Consider the following 16116-nt stretch of genomic DNA (forward strand, 5'->3'; position numbering starts at 1 on the left):
GACCCGTCAAACGCGCACGAGCGTTAGCCTTTCCCTGTGGTGTTCACAGGATTTCCCGTCGCGGCACTCGACTTCTACGAGGACCTCGAGGCGGACAACAGCAAGAGTTGGTGGACCGCGCACAAGGCGGTCTACGACGAGTGCGTCCGCGCGCCGATGACCGAACTGCTCGCCGAACTCGAGCCACAGTTCGGGGCCGGCAAGGTCTTCCGGCCGTACCGCGACGTCCGGTTCTCGAAGGACAAGACCCCCTACAAGACCCACCAGGGCGGCTTCGTCGACGTCCGCTCCGGCCTCGGCTACTACGTCCAGGTCGACGCATCCGGGCTCTTCGTCGCGGGCGGCTTCTACCAGCACACCCCCGACCGGGTCGCCCGGTACCGCGCCGCGGTCGACGGGGCGCTGCGCGGCGGGCAACTCGAGCGCATCACCGCCGACCTCCGCACCGCGAGATTCGAGATCGGCGGTGACCGACTCAAGACGCAGCCGCGGGGCTTCGCCGCCGACCATCCGCGGATCGACCTCCTGCGCCACCGCTCCCTCACCGCGGGCCGCACGTTCGGCGCCCCGGAGTGGCTCGCCACCACCCGCGCGGCCACCGAGGTGGCCGCCGCCTGGGCGGCGCTGACGCCGCTCGTGGAGTGGTCGTCGGACGTGCTCGGCGATCCGTCGTAGCGGTACAGACCGCCCGGAATCTTCTTGCGCGACAACCGTTTGTGCGCTATGAGTCCTCGCCGCCGGGGCGGTGACCATGAGATTGATCACGCTGGAACGGAGAAATGCAGGTTCGTAACGATCCGGTGTCGTGCGCCGTCGCGCTCTGCCCTATTGTCATGCGCTGTGATTGACGCGCAGACTCTCGATGTCCCGGCCGGAACCACGACGATGCAGGCGGCCCGACGTTGGGTTCCCGGCGCCTGCGTCTGGTGCGGTGACGACGACTCGGTGGAGACCTACCGCAACGAGCCGCGCTGCGGCACCTGCCGCACGAACGAGGAGATCATCGAAGGCGCGCGACGCTTCCTCGGGATGTACGGTCTGCGCCCGCTCGGCGGCACGCTGCAGTCCGACGACGAGGAGGAGCGCGAGTGGCGCGTCACCGCTCGCGACGCGCGCGCCGCGTTGAACGGCACCCGCCTGCAGAACCCGCCGGACCCGGCGCTCGTGCGCAAGGCCCTGCGTCCGCGTGCGGCCGCTGTGGTCGCCGAGACGGCCGCACCGGCCCGCCGCACGGCCGCACCCCGGTCCACCGCCACCGGCGCGTCTGCGTCGACCTCCGGGGCCACCAAGACGCCGGCTGCGTCGGCGACCACGACGGTGGACCTGGCCACGCTCGAGGCTCGCGTCACCGGACTGCTGGACCAGCTCTCCTCGATCGACGAGCAGATCACGGTCGCGGAGACCGGCCAGGGGCTCGCCGCCCGGGCCCGCCTCGCCGACCTCGGCAACCAGAAGACCTCGATCCTGCGCATGCTGGCCGCGCTGGAGAAGACCCGCCGCGGCCTGAGCAACTGAGCCGACGGGCACCTGAGATGACCTACGCCCCATGCTGATCCGCGACGCCGGCTACGACGACCTGCCGGGCATCCTCGAGATCCACAACGAGGCCGTGCGCAACTCCACGGCCGTGTGGGACGAGGAGACGGTGGACGTCGAGGACCGGCGCGCGTGGCTCGAGGGGCGACAGGCGTCCGGATTCCCCGTGCTTGTCGCGGTCGACCGCGACAAGGTGGCCGGGTACGCGTCGTACGGGACGTGGCGCACCAAGAGCGGGTACCGGCACACCGTGGAGAACTCGGTGTACGTGCACGTCGACCACCACCGCAAGGGCATCGCGAAGGCGCTGATGGCGGAGCTGATCGAGCGCGCCCGCGCCGGCCGGGTGCACGCCGTGGTGGCGAACATCGAGTCGACCAACACCACGTCCATCGCACTGCACGAACGGTTCGGCTTCCGCGTCGTCGCGCAGATGCCGGAGGTCGGCGTCAAGTTCGGCCGCTGGCTGGACCTGACGATCATGCAGCTGACGCTGCCCGTCGAGACGCCGCCGGAGTAGCCGTCGGCCGGTCCGGCCAGCTGCGAATCAGTTGAGCGAGTCGGCGATCATGGGCCAGGAGTTGTGCAGGTCGTCCTGCCAGTAGCCCCACGAGTGGGTGCCGGTGGGCCGGAAGTCGTAGGTGGCCGGGATTCCCAGCGCATTCAACCTGTCGGCCAGCCGATGCGTGCACTCGTTGGTGCCCGCCTCGATGACTCCGCCCACGATCACCTGGTTGGCCAGGACGCCCGGGTCTCCGTTGACGCCCGGTGCCTCGAGGGTCTCGTGGGGGCCGGGCAGCCCGGTGCCGTTGGTGATGTACAGGTTCATACCGCGCAACTTCTCGGCGTTGACGACGGGGTCGTTGGCCACCCAGTCCGGACTGTCGGGCGGTCCCCACATGTTCGCGACGTCTCCGCCGCGGAAGCCGACGACGAAGTTGACGTAGTCGCGGCCGGGCGCGGTGCTGGTCTCGGCGCACCCGCTGAAGGCGCCGACCGTGCGATACAACTTGGGGGCGGCCTGGGCCAGGCTCAGGACGGAAGTCCCCGACATCGACAGTCCCGCGATGGCGTTGACCCCGGTCGTCTCGAGCGTGGCGTCGACGATCGGGGGAAGTTCCTCGGTGAAGAAGGTGGTCCACTTGTTGAGGCCGAGGACGGGATCGGGCTTCTCCCAGTCGGTGTAGTAGCTGTAGGCGCCGCCGACCGGGGTGACGACGTTGACGTTCTTGTCGGCGAAGAAGCCGACCACATCGGTCTTGGCCTGCCAGGTTGCCGTGTCCTCGCCGCCACCGGCACCGTTGAGCAGGTACAGCGTCGGACGGGGCACGCTGGGATCCGCGGGGCGGATCACCTCGAGCAGGATCACCTTCTCCATCGCTGCCGAGTAGACGTACATGTTCAGCTGACGGTCGCCGACCTCTTCGACGTGGTCGAGGACGGATCCGTCTGCCGATGCAGGTTTCTCGGCTGGGAGGGTTCGCCACGCGTCCGCCGACGCCACCCCCCCGAAGAGGCTCGACGCGGCGATGACGGCAACGACGAGGATGGTCCGGCAGTGTCCGATCGCGTTCATGGTCGCTCCTCGCACTTTGACTGCGATGCCCGACGGCGGTTCGGTGATGCTGAAGAACAATCCCTCTGAGGGTAACCGGAAAACACCACCCCCACGAGCAAAGTTCACGTACCCGCCGAGAGTGCGCGGGCCAGCGCGGGCCCGATGATCGCCAGTGCCTGCGGTTCGATCATCTCGTTGTGCCCGCAGTCCACGGGTTGCTCGTCGATCCGGCCGGTCACGAGCGGGCGCCACTCGTTCGCCGACCGCGCCCGGGTCGCGCCGTCCCCGTCACGCGTGGCCGGGAAGACGAGCAGGTCCCCGTCGTACACCCTGGGGACGAAGTGGTGTGCGAGCCGCGTCGAGTTCTCGTATCCCGCGGCGATCCGCTCGAGGTCTCGCCCCCGCACTCCGGTCTCGGCCCCGAACGACTCGTCGATCAGGTGCGCGGCCCGTTCGTAGGTCAGCTCGCCGCCGGTGTCGGTCTCGAGCCCCAGCCCGCGCAGGAGGTCCCGTACCTCCAGCCGGCGCGGCGGCGGGTCCTCGCCGTCGTCAGGGTAACTGTCCATCACGGCCAGGGTGGCGACTTCTTCGCCGGCGCTCTGCAGTTCGACGGCCACGGCGTGCGCGATGACCCCGCCGAGCGACCAGCCGAGCAGGTGGTACGGGCCGGTGGGCGCGATGCCCCGGATCTCCTCGACGTAGCGGCGGGCGAGTTGTTCGATCGACCGGTACTCACCGTCACCGCTGATCGTGGGCAACTGCAGTCCGTAGGCGGGTCGGTCCGGCGGCAGGTACCGCATCAGCCCGGCGTAACCCCAGGACAGCCCGATCCCCGGATGCACGCAGAACAACGGCGGCCCGCTCCCCTGCGCGCGCAGCGGAATCACCACGGCCAGGGCCGCTTCCGCCTCGACACTCCGCGCCGGGGTGTCGAGGCGTCTGGCCAGGCCTGCCGGGGTGGGGTCGAGGAACAGCCATTGCAGCGGGACCCGCCGGTCCAGCCGGGCCTGCAGCGCGCCGACGATCCTGGTGGCGACCAGGGAGGTCCCACCGAGGTCGAAGAAGCTGTCGGCGGTGCCCACCCGATCCAGCCCGAGCACGTCCGCGAAGACGTCGACGACGGTGTGCTCGGCCTCCGTGACCGGGGCCCGGAACTCGGCGGCCGTGGAACCGAACTCGGGCGCGGGCAACGCCTTCCGGTCGAGCTTGCCCACCGGGGTCATCGGAATCCGGTCGAGGACCGTCACCGCGGACGGCACCATGTGCGCGGGCAGTCGCTCCGCCGCGTAGGTGCGCAGTTCCGCGGGCTCCACCTCCCGCCCGCCGACGGTCCGCACGTACGAGGCGAGCACGGTGTGGCCGGACGGGCCGGTGTACCCCACGGTGGCGGCGAAGTCGACCGCCGGATGGCGGGTGAGCACCGCGTCGATCTCCCCGAGTTCGATGCGGAAGCCACGCACCTTCACCTGGAAGTCGCTCCGGCCGATGTACTCGAGCGTGTGGTTGGCATGCCACCGCACCACGTCACCCGTCCGGTACATCCGGCCGCCCGGCTCGCCGAAGGGGCAGGACACGAAGCGATCCGCGGTGAGCGCCGCCCGGTTGTGGTACCCGCGAGCCATGCCCGGCCCGGTGATGTACAACTCGCCGGGCACCCCCACCGGGACGGGCTGCAGTCGCTCGTCGAGGACCAGGAACCCGAATCCCAGTGCGGGCGAACCGATGTTCACGTCCTCGCCGGGACGCATGGGGGCGCTGACACTCGCCTGGACGGTGGTCTCCGTGGGCCCGTATCCGCTGTGCAGGCTCCGGCCGGGCGCCCACTGCGCGACCACCTCCGGCGGGGAGGCCTCACCCACCAGGTCGAGGACACGCAAGGCGTCGAGCCCGTCGTCACCCAGCGCCGCCAGCGCGGTCGGCGTGATGGTCGCGTGGGTCACCTGTTCGCGACGAAGCAGATCCGCCAGCTCACTGCCGCCGTAGACCGTGGGCGGGACGATGACGACCCGGGCCGACGCGCTGAACGCCATCATCAGCTCGAACACCGACGCATCGAAACTCGGGGAGGCCAGCTGCGACACCCGGGAGTCGTGGGCGACCTGGAAGCGTTCACGAGTTTCCGCGGTGAAGTTGGCCAGGCCCCGGTGCGTGACGGTCACCCCCTTCGGCCGTCCCGTCGAGCCGGATGTGTAGATGAGATACGCCGGGTGCGCGAGGTACAGCGGAGTCGTCCGGTCCTCGTCGGTGACCGGCGCCGACGGCATCGCCGCCACCCGCTCGGCGAAGTCCTCGCCGTCGAGCACCAGCCACTCCACGGTGTCGGGCAGGTTGCTCCGGCGGCCACTCACGGTGAGCCCGAGTGCGGCCCGGCAGTCGGTGAGCATGTAGTCGATGCGATCACGGGGGTAGGCCGGATCGACGGGCACGAAGGCCGCCCCGGCCTTGGTCACCGCCCAGATCGCGACCACGTCCTCGATCGACCGGGTCATTCCCAGCGCCACGAAGGTCTCCGGTCCCGCCCCGCGGTCGCGCAGGACCCGCGCCAGCCGGTTGGACCACTCGTCGAGCTCGCGGTAGCTGATCCGCCGGTCTTCGTAGGACAGGGCCACCGCATTCGGGTCCAGTGCGGCGGCCGCCGTCAGTAGGTCGGGCAAGCGCTGCGGGCACACCTCCGGCGCCCCGTGTGCCGGCACCATCTCGCGAAGCTCCATCTCGCCGAGAAGTGGGAGGTCCCCGACCGGCCGGTCAGGGTTCTCGGTCACCGCGTCGAGGATCCGCACGAACCGGTCGGCGAACCCTTCGACGGTGTCGGCGTCGAAGAGGTCGGTGGCGTAGTCGACGGCGCCGGTCATCCCGGCCGGCGCACCGCCGGCATCGAACTCCTCCGCCAGGATGAATTCGAGATCGACCTTGACCACGTCGAGTTCGGGGTCGACCGCGTGGACCTCGAGCCCCGGCAGGGCCAGGACCGGTCGCTCGTTGTTCTGAAATTCCAGTGACACCTGGACAATCGGCGAGTACGCCGTCGAACGAGCCGGCCCGATCGCCTCCACCACCCGCTCGAAGGGGACCTCTGCGTGCGCGAAGGCCGCGAGGTCGACCTCGCGGCAGTGCGCCGCCAGGGCGGTGAACGACCCGGCGGCGTCCACCTGTGTGCGCAGGGCGAGGGTGCCCACGAACATGCCGACCAGATCGTCGAGGGCGGGCTCGCCCCGGCCGGCGATCGGGGTGCCGACGGCCACGTCCGGGGTGCCGCCGAGCCGACTGAGCAGTAGCGCCAGGGCGGCGTGCGCGGTCATGAACTCGGTGCAGCGAAGACTTCTCGACAGCTCCCTGATGCGTCGGTGAAGGTCCCGGTCGACGGTGAAGTGGATGCGCGCACCGCGGAAGGTCTGCTGGGCGGGACGGTCTCGGTCGGTGGGGAGTTCGAGGAGATCCGGCATCTCCGCCAGCGCGGTCGTCCAGTAGTCGAGTTGACCGGAGAGCAACGACTGGGGGTCGTCGGCCGAGCCCAGCAGCTCCCGCTGCCACAGGGAGTAGTCGGCGTACTGCACCGGCAGCGGCGCCCAATCGGGCTCGCCGCCGCGGACGCGGGCACCGTAGGCCGTCATCACGTCACGCACCAGCGGCACCATCGAGAACCCGTCTGCCGAGATGTGATGAACCACGACGGCGAGGACGTGCTCGACGGGGTCGAGTGAGAACAGTCCGGCCCGCAGCGGAATCCCCGCTGTGACATCGAAACCGGCCGAGACCAGCCGGGCCAGCTCCGACCGCAACCCGCGCTCGCCGGAGACGTGGACGGGGACCAGGGAGGGCGCGGCAGCCTCGGCCGGCAGTATCTGCTGGACCGGCCAGTTCCCGCGGACCGGGAACACCGTGCGCAACGACTCGTGCCGGGCGACGACATCGGCGAGCGCCGAGTTCAACGCTCGCACATCGAGTTCACCGCCGAGTCGCACCACGATCGGGATGTTGTATGCGGCCGAGGCGGTGTCGAACTGGTTGACGAACCACATCCGCTGCTGCGCGAACGACAGCGGAATGTCCTCGGGCCGGGTGCGGGCCGCGAGCACCGGACGTTCGGACGTGCGCGCACCGCCGTGCCCGATCCGGGCGGCCAACGATGCGACCGTGGGCGCCTCGAACAGGTCGCGCACCCCGCAGCCGGTGCCCAGCGACGCCCGCAGTCGCGCCATCACCCTGGTGGCGCTCAGGGAATTGCCGCCGAGGTCGAAGAACCCGGCGTCGACACCGACCCTAGCAAGGCCCAGCACCTCCGCGAAGACGTCTGCCACGGCCTCCTCGACCGGACCGCTCGGCGGCCGGTACTGCCCTGTCCGGGAAAGGAGGTCGGGTTTCGGCAGTGCCGTGCGGTCCAGCTTGCCGACCGCCGTCAGGGGAATGTGGTCGAGCACCGTGATCGAGGCGGGCACCATGTGCGACGGCAACCGGTCCGCCAGTCGTCGGGCGAGTTCGGCGGTGTCGAGGGACCGGCCCGACGTCGGTACCACATAGGACGCCAGCAGGGTGTCGCCCGCCGCGCCCCGGTCCGCGAGTGTGGCGGCAAACCCGACGTTCGGCTCCGACATGAGCGTGGCGTCGATCTCGCCGAGTTCGACGCGGAACCCGCGCACCTTCACCTGGAAGTCGCTGCGGCCCACGTACTCGACGCTCCCCTCCGCCGCCCACCGCACGATGTCGCCGGTGCGGTACATCCTCGTCCCGGGGCTGGAGGGATCGGCCACGAACCGTTCGGCGGTCAGTGCCGGCCTGCGGTGGTAGCCGCGGGCCAGACCCACCCCGGCGAGGTACAACTCGCCCGGAACTCCCACGGGGACCGGCTGAAGTCTGGTGTCGAGCACCAGTTCCCGCACACCGCGGATGGGCCCGCCGACCGTGATCGGCGCGCCCGCGACCATCGGTTCGCTGATGTTGGACATCACCGTCGTCTCGGTCGGCCCGTAGGCGTTGTACAACCGGCGCTCCCCTGCACCGGGCGCGGCCCAGCGGGCCACGAGTTCGGGTGGGCACGCCTCACCTCCGAACACCACCTCCGAGAGATGTTCGAGCCCAACAGGATCGACCGATGCCAGCGCCGCGGTGGTGATGAAGGCGTGGGTGACCTCCCGCTCGGCCAGCAGCCGCGCGAGGTCCTCGCCGCCGAATACGGTTGGCGGCGCGATCACCATCGTCGCGCCGGCGCCGAAGGCCTGCAGGTACTCGAACACCGACCCGTCGAAACTCGGCGTGGAGAAGTGCAGGGTGCGAGACCTCGGAGTTGCCCCGAAGCGTTCGAGTTGGTCCCGGGCGAAGTTGTCGAGTCCGCGGTGGGTCACCACCACACCCTTGGGCCGGCCCGTCGAACCCGAGGTGTAGACGACGTACGCGGCGGTGTCCAGCAGGACCGGACCGGTTCGATTGGCATCGGTCACCGGCCCGGCGGAATGCCGAGCGCTTTCGCTCACGAAGTCGGGATCGTCGAGGACCAGCCAGCGTGCGGCATCCGGTAGCCGGTCCCGGTGTTCGGCCGTGGTCACGCCGATTCTCGCCCCGGAGTCGAGGAGCATGTGGACGACCCGCTCGTCGGGGTAGTTCGGGTCGATCGGGACGAAGGCCGCCCCCGTCTTGGCCACCGCCCACACCCCGCGCACCGAGTCGACGGACCGCGGTATCCCGATGGCGACGAAGGTCTCCGGGCCCACACCCCGCGCGAGGAGTGCGCGGGCAAGACGATTCGACCGCTCGTCCAGGTCGCGGTAGCTCACGTCCTCGTGGAGGTAGGACAGCGCGGTCGCGTCCGGGTCGAGCGCCGCCGCCTCGGCGAGTATCTGCGGCAGGGTGCGGGTCGACCCGCCGGGACCGCCGCGGACCGGAACGAGGTCGGCGCGTTCTCGGTCCGTCAGCAGCGACAGCGCGGCCAGCGGCCGGTCCGGGCGGGCACAGGCGTCGAGCACCCGCAGCACGCGCCCGGCGATGCCGTCGACGGTGTCGACGTCGAAGATGTCGGGCAGGTACTCGAATTTCAGGCGCAGCCGAGAGTCGACGGACGCCACCAGACTCAGCGGGTAGTGGGCGGCGTCGCGCGCCTGCACCCCGTCGACACGCATCCCGGCGATGTCGGTGTCGGTCGAGAGCCCTTCGCGGTCAACGGGATACGACTCGAACACGGTCAATGTGTCGAATCCGACCTCCGGCCCCGCGGAGCTCGAGATCTCGGCCAGTCCGGTGTAGTGGTGATCCAACAACGCCGTCTGCTCGGCCTGCACGCGTTCGAGCAGGGCGCCCACCGTCTCGCCGGGGCGCAGCCTGATCCGGACGGGCAGGGTGTTGATGAACAGTCCGATCATCGTCTCGATGCCGGCCAGCTCGGGCGGACGTCCCGAGACGATGGCACCGAACACCACGTCGTCGCGACCGGTCAACGCGGCGAGCACGATCCCCCACGACACCTGCACGAGGGTGTTGACGGTCAGTCCGCGTGACCGTGCGAGCACGCGCAGGCGGGTGGTGCGCTCCTCGTCCAGGTCGAACACCCACTCCTGGGTGATCGTGGACAGCCGCCGGCCTCGGTCCGCCGGGGTGAGCAACGTCGGACCCTCCACCCCGGCGAGGGCCAGAGCCCACGCCTGCGTGGCGGCGCCGTCATCGCGGTTCGTCAGCCACGCCAGGTAGTCGCGGTACCCGCGCACCCTTGGCAGCGCAGACGGGTCGGCGTCGGTGGCGTAGAGCGTCAGCAACTCCTTGACCAGCAGTGGCATCGACCAGCCGTCGAGCACGATGTGATGGTTGGTCGACACCAGCCGGTACCGGTTCGGCGCGGTCGCGATCAGCATGAACCGGATCAGCGGGGCGCTCGCCATGTCGAACGGGCGGACCCGGTCCTGCGCCAGCAGGCGCTGAAACTCCGACTCCGCCGCACTGTCGTCGAGGGCGGTCAGGTCGACCTCGGTCCAGGGCGCCCGCACCCGGTGCCGGACAACTTGAACCGCGTTGCCCCCGGGGTCGCGTAGGAAGGCGACCCGCAGGTTCGCGTGCCGGTCCAGCAGGGCGTCGGTGGCGCGCCGCAGGCGAGGCGGGTCCACCACGCCGACGAGGTCGAGGCTCACCTGCACCAGGTAGGCGTCGACGGACTCGTCGGCCAGCTCGGCGTGGAAGAGCATGCCGGCCTGCAGGGGCGAGAGCGGCCACACATCGGTCAGGTCGCGGCAGCGGCTCTCCAGTGCCTCGAGCGCATCCTGGCGAAGGTCGACGAGATCGAAGTCCGACGGCGTGAACCCGCCGCCGCCCGACTCGGCGTGGGCGCCGAGCCCGGCGAGCGCCGCCATCCACAGCTGCGCGAGCTCCTCCACGTCCTCCCGTTGCAGGACACCCGGCGGGTACGTCCACGTGGATCTCAGCCGGGGCCCGTCATCGGTGTCGGCGGTCAGCGCGTTGACGTCGACGACGGCCGCGACGGGCATCGCGGCCCTCGATGCCCCGCGCAGTCCGGGTTCCTCGATCGGCGACCACTCCTCCTCGGACGCGGCGGCATTCCGGGCCAGCCTGCCGAGGTAGTTGAAGCTGACCTGGGGCAGCGGCCGCGACGCAAGCGCCTGGGCGCTCCCGCTGTTCAGGTACCGGAGCAGCCCGAAACCGATGCCGTGGTCGGGAACGGCGAGGAGCTGCTCCTTGACCGCCTTCATCGCGTCCCCCGCTGACGGTCCCCCGGCGAACGCGTCGTCGAGGTCCACACCGCTCAGCTCGAGTCGAACCGGGAAGATGGTGGTGAACCATCCGACGGTCCGGGCGAGATCCGTCCCCGGGGCCACCTGCTCTTCGCGGCCGTGCCCCTCGAGACTCACGAGCGCCTCGGCGAGGTCGACCCCGCGGCGGCGCCGCCACCGGATCAGGGCCATGGCCAGCGCCGTCAACAGCCCGTCCCCCACGCCCGCGTGGAATGCCCGCGGCACGGTCGTCAGAATCGTCTCGGTCAACGCGGCGGGAACTCGCACCTGGACGTCCGCCGTGGTGGCAGCGGTGTCCGACGCCGCCACCGGACGCGACCCCAGTGCCGGATCCGGCGTGTCCAGCATCCGTTGCCACAGTTCGACTTCGGCGGATCGCTGGGGTTCCCGTGCGGCGTCGGTGAGGGCGTACGCCCACCGGCGCATCGAGGTCCCGGTCGGCTCCAGCGTCGCCGGTTTGCCGGCCCGCAGTTGTGCGTACGCCGTGGCGAGGTCCGGCATCAGGATCCGCCAGGACACACCGTCGATCGCCAGATGATGAACGGTGATCAGCAGCCGGCCCGGACCGTCGCCCGCGTCGAGCCACACCGCCTGCATCATCACGCCCGACTGCGGGTCGAGACGGTCGAGCGCGGCGTCGAGTTCGGCGCCGACATCGCCCGTCCGGGCGCGGCGGAGCACCGTGGCCGCCCGCACCGACCCTTCGGCTCGCGCCTCCATCGACCAGCCCCGCTCGGCACCGGCGGTGCGCCGCAGCCGCGCCCGGAGGAGGTCGTGCCGGTCCAGCACGGCCTGCACCGCCCGCGCCAGGGTGGCTTCGTCCAACGCCGCGGGAACGGTGAACAGTGCGGACTGCGCATAGCGACGGAAGTCCCCACCGCGGCCGAGCATCCACGTCGCGATCGGTGTCAGCGGTATCTCCCCGACTCCGCCACCGGGCAGTTCGTCGAGGAGGATGCCCTCCTCACCCGACTCGGCCACCTCGGCCAGTCCCGCAACGGTCTTACGCTCAAACACGTCGCGGGGCGAGATCAGGATCCCGGCCGCCTTCGCACGGGTGACCAACTGGATGGACATGATCGAATCGCCGCCGATGGCGAAGAACGAGTCGTCGACGCCGACCGAGTCGAGGCCGAGGACCTCCGCGACCAGGTCGGCGAGGATACGTTCCCGCTCGCCGACCGGGCTGCGGCCGGCGGTCGCCCGCTGCCCGAAGTCCGGTTCGGGCAGCGCCTTCCGGTCGAGTTTGCCGTTCACCGTCAGCGGCAGCGTGTCGAGAACCACCACCGCGGCCGGAACCATGTGCGGCGCCAGCCGCTGCGCGACCGCATCAATGAGCACGGTGGGGTCGGTCGCGAGGCCGGTCTGCGGCACCACGTACCCCACCAGTCGATCCCCCAGCACCGGATCCGCGCGCACCGTCACCGCCGCCTGCGCCACCCCCTCGCACGCGAGCAGGGCCGTCTCCACCTCCCCGACTTCGATTCGGTAGCCCTTCACCTGCACCTGGAGGTCGTTGCGGCCCAGGTACTCCAGCTGTCCGTGCCCGTTCCACCGGCCCAGGTCCCCGGACCGGTACATCCGCGAGCCTGGGGCGTAGGGGTCCGCGACGAATCGCGTGGATGTGAGTTCGGGCCGCCCGAGATACCCGCGCGAGAGCTGCACCCCGGAGACGTACATCTCCCCGACCACGCCGGGCGGCACCGGATGCAGGCGTCCGTCGAGCACGTGGACCCGCAGCCCGGGCAGCCCCCGGCCGATCACCGATGCGGACTCCGCGCTGTCACGGTCCGGGTCGATCGGCAGATGGCTGACATGCACCGTCGTCTCCGTGATGCCGTACATGTTGACCAGCGCCGGCGCCGAGTAGCCCCGGCGCGCGTGCCAGCGTGCCAGCTGCCCGAAGTCGAGTGCCTCCCCGCCGAGGATCACGTAGCGCAGGCACAGTCCGGGACCGTCGGCGAGACGATCCGCCTCCGCCAACTGGTAGAAGGCGGTGGGGGTCTGATTGACGACCGTGACGTGTTCGTCGCGCAGGAGCTCGAGGAACCTCTCGGGTGTGCGCACGGTGAAGTAGTCCACCAGCACCAGCCGGCCGCCGTGTGCGAGCGCGCCCCACATCTCCCACACCGAGAAGTCGAAGGCGGCGGAATGGAACATCGTCCACACGTCGGCCGGCCCGAACCCGAACAACGACTGCGTGTTCGCCAGCAACGCGACCACGTTGCGATGCGTGACCGCCACGCCCTTCGGCCGCCCGGTCGAACCGGAGGTGTAGATGACGTACGCCACCGAGTCCGGCCGCAGCGGACGCCTCCGGTCCACGTCGGTCACGGGCAGAGGCGAGAAGCGCCGCAGCGCGGTCAAGGTCTCCGGATCGTCCACGACCACCACCGGGACCTCACCGATGCCGACCGCCTGAGCGTCCGCGGTCGTGGTGAGCACACACCTCGGCCGGGCATCGCCGAACAGGTAGGTCAGCCGCTCCGCCGGTGAGCCCACGTCCACCGGGAGGTAACCGGCACCCGACTTCACCACCGCCAGCAGCGCCACCACCAAGTCGATCGACCGCGTCATGCCCACGGCCACCAGCGTTTCCGGGCCCACCCCCTGTGCCACCAACAGTCTCGCGAGCCGGTTCGCCCGCCGGTCGAGTTCCCGGTAGGTCTCTGATGCACCGTCGCAGCGCACCGCGACGGCGTCGCCGGCCGATGCCACCGACCGGTCGAACAGGTCCGCCAACGACACCGCGGCGACGTCGGTTCCCCGGCGGTGGGCCGAGCGGAGCAGGAACTCGCGTTCAGCGGCACGCAGGATGTCGATGTCGCCCACGGGCACGGCCGGGTCCACGGTCACGGCCTCGACCACCCGCGTGAACCGCTCCGCGAAGGCCTCGACCGACCGCCGGTCGAACACATCTGTGGCGTAACGGAAGCCGGCACCGATCCCCGCCGGCGCCCCGTCCTCGTCGACCCGCTCAGCGAGGCTCAGCTGCAGGTCGAATTTCGCCACCGCCAGGTCGACGTCGAGCGACCGGGCGGTCAGCCCTGCCAGTTCGAGGCGCGTACGGGTGGCGTTCTGGAATTCGAGCATCACCTGGAACAGCGGGGTGTGCGCGGTGGACCGGTCGGGTGCGAGTTCGTCCACCAGCCGCTCGAAGGGCATTTGCGAGTGCTCGAACGCACCGAGGTCCGCCGACCGCACCTCGGCGAGCACGCCGGCGAACGACGATCTCGCCGCCACCGGGGTGCGCAGCACCAGCGTGTTGACGAACATCCCCACCATGTCGTCGAGTTCGGCGTGGCCGCGGCCCGCGATCGGCGTCCCCACCACCACGTCGTCCGATCCCGACAACCTGGCCAGCAGCACCGCGAACGCCGCGTGCACCACCATGAACACCGTCGAATGACTCTGGCGTGCAAGGTCGGTCAGTGCATGATGCACGGACGGCGAGATCTCGAACGCGACAACCTCGCCGTCGAAGGACCGCTGCACCGGCCGCGGCCGGTCCAACGGCAGCGCCAGCACCGCGGGGACGCCCGACAGCGTCCGGGTCCAGTAGTCCAGCTGACCGGACATCACCGAATCGGGCTGCGCCCGTGTGTTCAGAAACTCGGTGCCCAGTGCCTCCCGCTGCCAGAGGCTGTAGTCGGCGTACTGCACGGGGAGCGGCGCCCAGTCGGGCGCCCGCTGCTGGGTTCGCGCCGTGTAGGCCACCATCACGTCCCGTGCCAGCGGTGTCATCGAGAAGCCGTCGGCCGCGATGTGGTGCACCACGATGGCCAGGACGTGCCGATCATGGTCGAGCCTGAGCAACCTGACCCGGATCGGAAGCTCGTCGGAGACGTCGAATCCCGTTCCGAAGAAGCCGGTGAGCGTGTCTCGAAGTTCGTGTTCCGCAACGGGTACCGGGCGTAGGTCGGGTACGCCGACGGTCGGGTCGAGGATCACCTGTCGGGGTCCGGCGGCGGAGCCGGGAAACACGGTTCGCAGCGCCTCGTGCCGCTCCGTGACGTCACCGAGCGCCGCTTGCAGCGCCTCGACGTCCACCGTCCCGTCCAACTGCAGGGCGACCGGGACGTTGTACGCCGGCGAGGAGGTGTCGAACTGGTTGACGAACCACATGCGCTGCTGCGCGAGCGAGAGTGGAATCCGATCGGGCCTCGAGCTCGAGATGAGGGACCTTGAAATGAGGGGCCCGGCGGTGAGCACCGGCGCGGTGGAACTCGTCGTCGTGGTCGACTCGATCGCGGCGGCCAGGTCGGACACCACCGGCGCGTCGAAGAACGCGGCCACACCCAGATTCGTGTCGAGTGCACTGCTGATGCGTGCCACCGCCCGGGCGGCGCTGAGCGAGTCGCCGCCGAGATCGAAGAAGCTGTCGTCCGCACCGACGCGTTCGGCGCCGGTGACGTCGGCGAAGGCCCTGGCGACCGCCTGCTCTGTGGGCGTGGCCGGGGCGCGGTACGCGGTGGCAGTGAATTCCGTTTCAGGCAGGGCCTTTCGGTCGAGCTTCCCGTTCACCGTCACCGGCAACCCAGCAAGCACCGTGACCACCGCAGGCACCATGTACCCCGGCAACCGAGCCGCCACCGACCCGAGAACCCCCCGCACCTCCAACCGCACCCCCGCCGCCGGCACCACATACCCCGCGAGATGGTCACCACGCGACCCGTCACCGCGCAGCACCACCACCGCCTGCGCCACCCCCGGGTGACGCARCAACGCCGCCTCGATCTCCCCCAACTCGATCCGCTGCCCCCGYAACTTCACCTGAAAATCCGTACGCSCCAGATACTCCAGCTCCCCGGAACCGTTCCAGCACAACAAGTCACCCGTGCGATACAACCGCGCACCGGGAACAAACGGACTCGCCACAAACCGATCCGCCGTCAGATCAGACCGACCGACATACCCCCGCGCCAACTGCACACCACCCAGGTACAACTCCCCCGCCACACCCACCGGCACCGGACACAAGCGCCCGTCCAACACGAACACCTGCGTGTTCCACACCGGCGCACCGATCGGCACACCCACCTCGTCCGCCGCGGTCACCTCGTGGAACGTCACGTCCACCGCGGCCTCCGTCGGCCCGTACAGGTTGTGCAACCGCACCGCCGGCAGGATCTCCCGCAACCGCGCCGCGGTCTCCGCCGGCAACGCCTCACCCGACGCGAACACCTGCCGCAACGTCGCGCATTCCACCGCCGACGGCTCCGCCACGAACACCGCCAGCATCGACGGCACGAAGTGCATCGTCGTCACCGACTGCTCGACAACCACCTGCGCCAG

The 16116-nt window shown here is 70.3% G+C and carries 5 protein-coding genes; 3 read left to right on the forward strand and 2 right to left on the reverse strand.

Going from position 1 to position 16116, the window contains the following annotated elements; all coding sequences use genetic code 11:
* Nucleotides 1-39 precede the first annotated feature (39 nt).
* The 3 genes from AC1DU4_RS24590 (at nucleotide 40) to AC1DU4_RS24600 (ending at nucleotide 2056) form a co-directional block, all read left to right on the forward strand.
* Nucleotides 40-675 carry a DUF2461 domain-containing protein gene (locus tag AC1DU4_RS24590; RefSeq protein WP_477844349.1) on the forward strand — a complete coding sequence of 212 codons (636 nt, stop codon included), beginning with the start codon at nucleotides 40-42 and terminating at the stop codon, nucleotides 673-675.
* A gap of 165 nt (nucleotides 676-840) precedes the next feature.
* Nucleotides 841-1515 (forward strand): hypothetical protein, encoded by a 675-nt coding sequence (locus AC1DU4_RS24595; protein WP_477844341.1) that lies wholly within the window; start codon nucleotides 841-843, stop codon nucleotides 1513-1515.
* Between the two features lie 31 nt (nucleotides 1516-1546).
* Entirely contained in the window at nucleotides 1547-2056 is a 510-nt protein-coding gene (locus AC1DU4_RS24600; protein ID WP_477844343.1) for an N-acetyltransferase family protein, read from the forward strand.
* A gap of 27 nt (nucleotides 2057-2083) precedes the next feature.
* Here the strand turns inward: AC1DU4_RS24600 and AC1DU4_RS24605 are convergent, their stop codons facing one another.
* Both AC1DU4_RS24605 and AC1DU4_RS24610 read right to left on the reverse strand, forming a co-directional pair.
* Nucleotides 2084-3112 (reverse strand): alpha/beta hydrolase, encoded by a 1029-nt coding sequence (locus AC1DU4_RS24605; protein WP_477844345.1) that lies wholly within the window; start codon nucleotides 3110-3112, stop codon nucleotides 2084-2086.
* Between the two features lie 104 nt (nucleotides 3113-3216).
* Nucleotides 3217-16116: amino acid adenylation domain-containing protein (locus AC1DU4_RS24610; protein ID WP_477844347.1), on the reverse strand; the 12900-nt coding region annotated here is incomplete at its 5' end.

Source organism: Rhodococcus sp. P4_F5, assembly GCF_056401315.1.

Excerpts from the sequence above, each read along its gene's own strand:
- AC1DU4_RS24600 (WP_477844343.1), top strand. The coding sequence starts at position 1,547 with ATGCTGATCCGCGACGCCGGCTACGACGACCTGCCGGGCATCCTCGAG.
- AC1DU4_RS24605 (WP_477844345.1), bottom strand. The coding sequence starts at position 3,112 with ATGAACGCGATCGGACACTGCCGGACCATCCTCGTCGTTGCCGTCATC.